The following is an 8,942-nucleotide window of genomic DNA, read 5'->3' as shown; positions in this document are numbered from 1 at the left end:
CGCCGGAGAGGCTGAATTTCAGCCTCTCCGGCGTTTGAGGAGCGGGGCCTGGGGCGGAGCCCCAGGTCGGGACGGGAAGGGGCGGCGGGGGCGAAGAGACTCTCAGGCCGAAGCAGCCGCACAAGGCTCAGGCACGTGGCCACCACACCACCCGCCGAGCCCGCACTTCGCCACCCGCCGCCGGGTGCTCACAGCTTCGGCTGCGCGCCCGGGGCCAGGGAGCCGCACAGGGCCGGGGTGCTGCCCGTGGCGTACGGGTCGGTGCCGGCGGGGCCGGTCCCCTTCGCCGTCTGCCCCGCCAGCAGCGGGCGCAGCCGGGCGGCGGAGTCCTCGGCGCAGGACAGCGGGCCGGCCTGGACGTGGGCGACGACGAGTTCCGTCTGGTGCAGGCGCAGGTCGTCGCGGTCGAAGCGGAAGTGCAGCTCGCGCCGGACGGTGAACAGCGACGCCTCGGCCTCCCGGTCCGCACCGGCCGGGCGCAGCGCGTAGACGAACGTGTGGTCCGTGGTGACCTCGAGGGTGGAGGAGTCGGTCTCGGCGGCCCGCATGGCGCCCTGGACACGGATCTCGCGGTCGGCCAGCCGCACGCGAGCGGGGTCGAAGCGGACCAGCCATCCGGTGGGCGCGTGCCGTCCGTCGGCGGTGGGCCGGTCGAAGCTCCGGTCGAACTGGTCCAGCTGACCGGAGTCGAGCAGCGCCCGCACGGAACGGGTCTCGCCGCCGGTGAGCACGCCCGGGTCGAGGGCGGACCGCACGATGTAGTCCTTCGCGGTGAACAGCGCGCTCACCACCTGGCTGTCGGAGAAGTGCGCGGTGCGCCGGGACGCCGGGAGCGGCACTCCTTCGGCGCCGGGCCGGAACTGCGCCGCCGGACTGCGCGCGTACAGCTGTTCGACATCGGCGGTGCCGGGGACCTCGCCCCGCGGGGCGAGCGGGACGACGGTCATCCGCAGCGGCTCGGCGGGTTCGTCGGCGGCGGGGTTCCGGTAGGGGTGGCGCAGGCCCATGTAGACGGCGGTGCCGAAGGCCACGGCGATCAGCAGGACCAGGATCAGCGCCTGCCGGGACAGGCCCCTGCGGCTCCGCGGCGGGCGGCGTCGCACGGCGGGCGCGTGGTCGGTGATGCGCTGCTCGGCGGAGTACTCCTGGAGCCGGGCAGCGCGGACGAAGGACTCGTCGAAGACGACGGACCTGTACTCGTCCTCGCCACCACCGGGGGCTCCCTCGGGCGTCCCCTCGGGTGGGTCCGAAGGCCCTCCCATATCTTCAGGGTAGGTCCGGGAAGCTCCCGGTAAACGCCCGGCCGACGCACAAGTTCTGACAGGTTCTCACCAAGTCGGCGGTCGGTCTCAGGGGCTGCTGCGCGGGATCACCGGGACGGTCGGCCGGGAGTAGTCGGCCGACGCGGAGGGCGTCGCCGCGCCGCCCTGCTCCACACCGGTGGTGGCGGGCGGCGGGGCCGGGTCCTGGCGGTGGGAGGAGGCGCCCCGGTAGACGGCCGAGAAGGCGAGCGCGACCATGCCGACGCCCATCACCAGGGCGAGCATCCAGGCGACGGGACGGTGCCAGCGCACCTGCCTGCCGTACGGGCCCGGGGAGCCGTAGTCGTCCTCCAGGGCGTCCTCGTCGTCGTCCGGGTCGTCGTAGCCGGAGTCGCCCCGGTAGCCGCCGTACCCGTCGTCGTACCGCTCGCCGCGCGCACGGGCCCGGTGGGCCTCGGCCTCGGATGCCTCGGCTCTGGCCTGCGCGGCGGCCAGGAGGCGTTCGACGGCGGTCGGCTCGTGCACCTCGGCCGCCCGTACGAAGGCCTCGTCGAAGACCACGGAGGCGAACTCTTCGTCCGACACCCCGCGGTCGTGGTCGTCGTCGGGCTCCCAGCCGTCAGGGAACGGCGTGCCCCCCACGTCCTCCGGCACGGATCCAGAGTAGACCTGGGGGGTCAATTTGGGCAGACCGTATGGAAATTCATCCGTCTGCCGAGACGGCCGTACCGCCGCTTCCCTGCGGTGAGCGGCTCAGCGCCGTACGTGACCGTCGCCGGTGACGATGTACTTCGTGCTGGTCAGCTCGGGCAGGCCCATCGGCCCCCGGGCGTGCAGTTTCTGCGTCGAGATGCCGATCTCCGCGCCGAAACCGAACTGGCCCCCGTCGGTGAACCGGGTGGAGGCGTTCACCGCGACCGTGGTGGAGTCCACCAGCTGGGTGAAGCGTCGGGCGGCCTGCTGCGAGGTGGTGACGATGGCCTCGGTGTGGCCGGAGGTCCACAGCCGGATGTGCTCGACGGCCCGGTCGAGGGAGTCGACGACGGCGGCGGCGATGTCGTGGGAGAGGTACTCGGTCTCCCAGTCCTCCGTGGTGGCCTCCACGACGGTGGCACGGGAGTCCTTGGCGTACGCCATCACGCGTTCGTCGGCGTGCACGGTCACCCCGGCGTCGGCGAGGGCGTCCAGGGCGCGCGGCAGGAACTCGGCGGCGATGTCCTGGTGGACCAGGAGGGTCTCGGCGGCGTTGCAGACGCCGACCCGCTGGGCCTTGGAGTTGACCAGGATCTCGACGGCCGTGCCGAGGTCGGCCTGCGCGTCGACGTAGACGTGGCAGTTGCCGGTGCCGGTCTCGATGACCGGGACGACCGACTCCTGGACGACCGTGTTGATCAGCGAGGCGCCGCCCCGCGGGATGAGCACGTCGACCAGACCCCGGGCGCGCATCAGCTCGCGCACGCTGTCCCGGCTCTCGCCCGGCACCAGCTGGACGGCGTCGGCGGGCAGCCCGGCGCCGTGCACGGCGTCGCGCAGCACCCGCACCAGGGCGGTGTTCGACCGGTACGCGGAGGACGAGCCACGCAGCAGGACCGCGTTGCCGGACTTCAGGCAGAGGGCGGCGGCGTCGACCGTCACGTTCGGGCGGCCCTCGTAGATGATCCCGACGACGCCGAGCGGCACCCGGACCTGGCGCAGGTCGATGCCGTTGGGCAGCGTGGAGCCGCGGACCACCTCGCCGACCGGGTCGGGCAGCGCGGCCACGTCCCGCACGTCGGCGGCGATCGCGCGCACCCGCTCGGGGGTGAGGGTGAGCCGGTCGATCATGCCCTCGCCGATGCCGGTCTCGCGGGCCCTGGCCACGTCCTGGGCGTTGGCCTCGACGATTTCACTCGTACGGACCTCCAGCGCGTCCGCGATGGCGAGCAGCGCGTCGTCCTTGGCGGCCCGCGGCAGCGGCGCGAGGACGGCGGCGGCGCCCTTGGCCCGGTAGGCGGCCTGGCTGACCGGGGACATCGAGTCGTACGGCGAGAGCGTGGTCATGAGAAAAGGGTAGTGCGGGCGGCGGGCCCGGTCGGCGGTCGTCCCGAACGCCGAGACACGGGCTCAGAACGGATGGACTCCGACGGGTGTCGCCAGGACCGGCCCGTACCCCGCCGCGACGCGCTGGTGGTAAGTGGTCCGGTCGATGACCTCCAGGCCGACGATCTCCCAGGGCGGCAGGCCGGCGGTCTGCCGGTGTTCGCCCCACAGGCGCAGCGCCACGGCGGCCGCGTCGTGCAGGTCGCGGGCCTCCTCCCAGTAGCGGATCTCCGCGTGGTCGTCGGCGTAGCGGCTGGTCAGCAGGAACGGGTGGTCGTGGGCGAGCTGCTCCAGGGCCCGCCGGACCTCCGTGACCGGGGCCGGTTCGCCGGAGACGCTGAGGGTGACGTGCCACAGGCGCGGCAGATCCCGGGGTTCGCCGCCGCCCTGGAACCGGTCACCGGCCGCGACGCTGCTCAGGGCGCGCTCGTCGCCGGCCGCACGGGAGCCGGCACCGCGGGACGGTGTCGTCCCCGGGCGCACTCGTCTCACGACGGCCTCCTTCACGCGCGGACCCACCCGGTGGTCGGGCGGATGTGTCCTCGCAACAAAGTTGAGCAGGCCGCCGGGGATCGCGGGGCACTTTCGCGGAACGTCCACCACCGAGGGCGGATGTTTCGGCCCATTACGGATGCAGGATCACCAGATCGTCCCTGTGTACGACCTCACGTTCGTACTCCGGCCCGAGGTCCCGGGCGAGTTCATGGGTCGAGCGGCCGATCAGGAGGGGGATCTCCTTGGCGTCGAAGTTGACCAGACCCCGGGCCACCGCCCGCCCCTCGCGGTCCCGCAGCTCCACCGGGTCGCCCGCGCTGAACTCGCCCTCGACACCCGCGATGCCGGCCGGCAGCAGCGACTTGCGGCCCTGGACGACCGCGCGCACCGCCCCGTCGTCCAGGGTGATCGAGCCCTGCGGGGCGGAGGCGTGCTGGAGCCAGAGCAGCCGGTCGGCGGAGCGGCGCCCTGTGGGGTGGAAGTAGGTGCCGGTGTCGCCGCCGGTGAGGGCGTCGGCGGCGTGCACCGCGCTGGTCAGCACCACCCTGATGCCGGCGGCGGCGGCGATCGAGGCGGCCTCGACCTTGGTGACCATGCCGCCGGTGCCGACGCCCGCCTTGCCGGCGCTGCCGATCTCGACGTGGGCGAGGTCGGCGGGGCCCCTGACCTCGGCGATCCGGGAAGTACCGGGACGGGCGGGGTCACCGTCGTAGACGCCGTCCACGTCGGACAGCAGCACCAGCAGGTCGGCGCGGACCAGGTGGGCGACGAGGGCGGCGAGCCGGTCGTTGTCGCCGAAGCGGATCTCGTCGGTGGCGACGGTGTCGTTCTCGTTGACGATCGGGAACGCGCCCATCGCCAGCAGCTCGTCGAAGGTGCGGGAGGCGTTGCGGTGGTGGGCGCGGCGGCTCATGTCGTCACTGGTCAGCAGCACCTGGCCGACCCGGACGCCGTAGCGCGCGAAGGAGGCGGTGTAGCGGGCGACCAGCAGTCCCTGGCCGACGCTGGCTGCGGCCTGCTGCCGGGGCAGGTCCCTGGGCCGGCGGCGCAGGCCCAGCGGGGCGAGTCCGGCGGCGATGGCGCCGGAGGAGACGAGGACGATCTCCCGTTCTCCCCCGCTCCGGGTCTTCGCCAGCACGTCGACGAGCGCGTCCACGCGGTCCGCGTCCAGACCGCCCGCGGCGGTGGTCAGCGACGAGGAGCCGACCTTGACGACGATCCTGCGCGCCTCGCCCACGGCCTGCCTCGCCCCTGCCACCTTGCCGCCCGTCCTCTCACGTCGATCGATCGCCCGCCAGGCAATCTACGCGAAGCGGATCGGACGGCGCCCGGACATTCCAGCCTCCGGACACGCGCACCGTGAGCGTTCACTCACGCATCGCATCCGGTGAAAAGGTTGCGCCGGTTGCCCATGGAAATCAAACATTCCGAAAACGTATTCTGAACGGTGTGTCACACAACGTTCGCCGCACAAAGCGCATCCTCCTCAGATCCGGCAAGAGTCCCTACGACGTGGTGTCCCTGGAGGAGGCTCTCCACCGCGACGTCATCGCCACCAACTCCGGGAACCTGATCTTCAGTGACGCGGCGCACAAGATCCTGGAGACACCGCACACCGAGGTGGTCTCCAACGGGATCCGGACGGACGTGAACGCGGCGAGCCGGATCAACGAGGAGTACGACGCCTTCGTCATCCCCCTCGCCAACGCCTTCCGGCCCTCCTTCGAGCCGCAGCTGAAGCGGCTGACGCGGCTGATCGGCAAGCTGAGGATCCCGGTGGTCGTACTGGGCATCGGCGCGCAGACCGGGCTGAACTACGACCCCGCGCGCCTGAAGCCGATGGAGCCGTCCGTGCGCGACTTCGTCTCCGCGGTCCTGGAGCGCAGCGCCTCGATCGGTGTGCGCGGCGAGTTCACCGAGAAGTACCTGAAGGACCTGGGCTTCCGGGACGTCGAGGTCATCGGGTGCCCGTCGCTGTTCATGTACGGCAAGGAGCTCCCCGTACGGAAGCGGGCGCGGGAACTGACGGCCGCCTCCCGGATCGCGGTCAACGGCTCGCACGACGCCGTGCGGAAGCTGGGCATGGACCGGATCATCAGGCGGACGCACGAGCGGTACCCGAACCTGCGGTTCATAGGCCAGAACCTCAGTGACGCACAGCAGTTGCACTGGCGGGACCTGTCCCACCCGAACGGGAAGGTCAAGGAGATGCCGACGCATCCCGACCACCCGATGTACCAAGAGGGCAAGGCCCGCGTCTACATCGACCCGGTGACCTGGATCGACGACCTGCGGGACTTCGACTTCTCCTTCGGTTCCCGCATCCACGGCAACATCGCGGCGCTGCTGGCCGGCACGCCCGCGACCGTGCTGTGCTCGGACTCGCGCACGCTGGAACTCTGCCGCTACTTCGAGATCCCGTACCGGACGCTCGACAAGCTGTCCGAGGACGTCGACCCGGCGCGGCTGTACGAGGAGGCCGACTTCGGCGCCCTGACCGGCAACCACCACGAGCGGTACCAGCGGTTCACGGCGTTCCTGGACAAGAACGGGCTGGAGAACACCTTCACGCACGGCGACGGCGGCGCGGCCTACGAGAAGCGGCTGGGTTCGCTGGACTTCCCCGAGGGCGTCCGCCCCTGGATCGACGCCGATCCCGCCTCCCTCGCCTCCCGCATGGGCTGGCTGCACGCCCGGGTGGGCGAACTCACCGAGGAGAACACCCGGTTGCGGCGGGACCTGGCCCGGACGAAGGCCGGTGCGCGCAAGTCCGGGGCCGCGCCGACGACCACGTCGGTGTACCGCCGGGCCCGCCGCGTGGTGGGCGCTCCCCTGCGCCGGGCACTGCAGGGAGGCCGGAACTAGGGTTTCGGGGGCCGTAGCACCCCTGGTCACTCCATACGGCGAGGACACCCGCGTGTCGTCCGGAGGTCGGCGCGCGTTAACCCGGGCGCCCGTTCCGCGTCGACCCTGGAGTGACCGCAGTGCCCGAACCCTCGTCCCCCCGGCGGCGGACCGCCGCCCAGTTGCTCGTCCTCGCCGCCGCGTCGGCCGCTTTCGCCGCGCAGGCCTTCGCCGCGCTGCGCCCCGATGTGCCGCTGCTGCTCGTCTCGACCGCCGTGTCCCTGGCGGTCGAGGGCGTGCTGTACCGGTGGCAGCCCGGCATGGTGTCGCTGTTCGCCAAGTCGCACGCGGACGTCACCGTCCGCCATGTGCTGCGCGATCTGCTGCTGGTGGTGGGTCTGCTGCGGCTCGGCGAACAGCACCGGGAGACGCAGTACGCCCCGCTGGTCGCCGGGCTGCTCGCCTTCTACGCGCTGCACTGCACGGTCCAGGCGGTGTCCGTGCTGGTCCGCCGCACCCGCACGCTGCCGGTGCTGACCCGCAACATCGACGCCTCGGCGCTGCGCCTGTCCCCCGCCCCGGCCGCGCTGCTGCGCCGCCCCGGCCACCGTCTGCTGGTGTTCGGCCTGCCCGCCACGGCCGGGCTGACGGCGACGGCGGTCACCGACGACGCCCGGTACGCGGCGGCCGGTGTCGCGCTGGCACTGCTGCTCACGTCCGCGGGCCTCGGCGCGCTGCTGCTGCGGCTGCTGCCGGGGCGGCGGCCGGCGGGCGAGCAGGAGGTGCTCGACTGGTTCGACGCGTGGCTGGCCGAGTACCGGCCGACGGTCGGCCTGTACTTCTCCGGCGGCCCCTCCTCCGCCTACCAGGCCAACATGTGGCTGGAGCCGCTGGCCGAGCTCGGCGGGCGGCCGGTGATCGTCCTGCGGGAGCGGTTCATGGTGCCGAGGATCGCGGCGACCGACATCCCGGTCGTGTGCCTGCCGAAGGTGTCCACGCTGATGCGTCTCGAACAGTCCACGCTCCAGGTGCTGATCCACCCGTCGAACTCCGGCAAGACCTCCCAGGTGCTGCGGATCCCCACGATCCTGCACGCCTTCGTCAACCACGGCGAGAGCGACAAGCTGTCGTCCTGCAACCCGTACGCGAAGGCGTACGACGAGGTGTGGGTGGCCGGTCCGGCGGCGCGCGAGCGGTACGCGCTGGCCGAGGTGGGGGTCGAGGACAAGGACGTGGTGGAGATCGGCCGCCCGCAGCTGGACGCGGTACGCCCGTACGCGGGTCCGCCCGCGGGCCCGTACACGACCGTGCTGTACGCGCCGACCTGGGAGGGCTGGGACGGCAACCCGGGCAACACGTCGGTGGTCGCGGCCGGCGAGAACCTGGTGCGGGCGCTGCTCGCCGACCCGGGGGTGCGGCTGCTGTACAAGCCGCACCCGCTGACCGGCTCGGTGGATCCGCGGGCGGGCGCCGCCGACCGGCGCGTGCGGGAGCTGATCCGGGCGGCGAACCGGGAGCGGTCCGGGGCGCGTCCCGAGCCGTCGGGGGAACTGGCCCGGCGCACCGCGGAGCTGGACCGGCTCACCGCGGCCGCCTTCCGGGCGGAGGCCGATCAGGTCGAGCGGATGCTGGTGCAGTCCGCGCCGGAGCCGGGCCGGGCCCGGGCGGTGGCGCGGGCGACGGCGGCCTGGGAGGAGGCGTACTGGGCGTCGCTGCCGGAGTGGGAGCACCAGGTCGTCACGGACGCCCGGCCCGAGCTGTACGCCTGCTTCAACGTCGCCGACCTGCTGATCAGTGATGTGTCGAGCGTGATCAGCGACTTCCTGACGAGCGGGAAGCCGTACGCGGTGGCGAACACCGGCGGGCTGCCCGAGGAGGCGTTCCGTACGGCGTTCCCGACGGTGGCGGCGGCGACGGTGCTGACACCGGACGCTGCCGGGGTGCCGGCGCTGCTGGATGCGGTCCGTCATCCGGGCAAGGACGAGTTCGTGGACGCCCGTGCGGAACTGAAGCGGCGGCTGCTGGGGCCGGCCGTGCCGACGTCCCAGCAGCGGTTCGCGGCGGCGGTGGAGGCTCTGTGCGCGGTGGCGCGGGAACACAGGGCCCGTGCGGCCCGCCGCCTCACCGCGGAGGTTCCCGGCCAGCGCCGCGGCACGCTCATCCCGTAGGGGTTTTCACCCCCGCCACCCTTACCCGTCCCATCCCGGGGGCGCTGCCCCCGGTCCCCCGCTCCTCAAACGCCGGAGGGGCTGGAATCAGCCC

Annotated in this window: 7 protein-coding genes; 2 read left to right on the top strand and 5 right to left on the bottom strand. The window is 72.7% G+C overall.

Annotated features, from left to right (window positions below):
- Nucleotides 1-188: 188 nt before the first annotated feature.
- The 5 genes from ACFXAE_RS35750 to proB all read right to left on the bottom strand — a co-directional run bounded on the left by ACFXAE_RS35750 (nucleotide 189) and on the right by proB (nucleotide 5,094).
- Nucleotides 189-1,262 carry a hypothetical protein gene (locus ACFXAE_RS35750; RefSeq protein WP_384723756.1) on the bottom strand — a complete coding sequence of 358 codons (1,074 nt, stop codon included), beginning with the start codon at nucleotides 1,260-1,262 and terminating at the stop codon, nucleotides 189-191.
- A gap of 87 nt (nucleotides 1,263-1,349) precedes the next feature.
- A complete protein-coding gene (locus ACFXAE_RS35745) occupies nucleotides 1,350-1,943 on the bottom strand; it encodes a hypothetical protein (RefSeq protein WP_384723753.1) in 594 nt (197 codons plus the stop codon).
- A 72-nt stretch (nucleotides 1,944-2,015) separates the two neighbouring features.
- Nucleotides 2,016-3,302, bottom strand: coding sequence for a glutamate-5-semialdehyde dehydrogenase (locus tag ACFXAE_RS35740; protein ID WP_384723750.1), 1,287 nt, complete (start codon nucleotides 3,300-3,302; stop codon nucleotides 2,016-2,018).
- A gap of 63 nt (nucleotides 3,303-3,365) precedes the next feature.
- Complete coding sequence (locus ACFXAE_RS35735; RefSeq protein WP_384723747.1) at nucleotides 3,366-3,833, bottom strand: hypothetical protein; 468 nt, start codon at nucleotides 3,831-3,833, stop codon at nucleotides 3,366-3,368.
- A gap of 133 nt (nucleotides 3,834-3,966) precedes the next feature.
- Entirely contained in the window at nucleotides 3,967-5,094 is a 1,128-nt protein-coding gene (proB, locus tag ACFXAE_RS35730; RefSeq protein WP_384723744.1) for a glutamate 5-kinase, read from the bottom strand.
- Between the two features lie 191 nt (nucleotides 5,095-5,285).
- Between proB and ACFXAE_RS35725 the strand changes: the two genes are divergently transcribed.
- The gene (locus ACFXAE_RS35725; protein WP_384723741.1) at nucleotides 5,286-6,701 is read left to right on the top strand and encodes a polysaccharide pyruvyl transferase family protein; all 1,416 of its coding nucleotides are present in this window, start codon (nucleotides 5,286-5,288) and stop codon (nucleotides 6,699-6,701) included.
- A gap of 119 nt (nucleotides 6,702-6,820) precedes the next feature.
- Nucleotides 6,821-8,848 carry a hypothetical protein gene (locus ACFXAE_RS35720; protein ID WP_384723739.1) on the top strand — a complete coding sequence of 676 codons (2,028 nt, stop codon included), beginning with the start codon at nucleotides 6,821-6,823 and terminating at the stop codon, nucleotides 8,846-8,848.
- The last annotated feature ends 94 nt before the right edge of the window (nucleotides 8,849-8,942 follow it).

The sequence above is a fragment of the Streptomyces sp. NPDC059454 genome (assembly GCF_042749965.1).
Lineage (GTDB): Bacteria > Actinomycetota > Actinomycetes > Streptomycetales > Streptomycetaceae > Streptomyces.
This window is presented reverse-complemented; position numbering and strand designations above follow the sequence as displayed.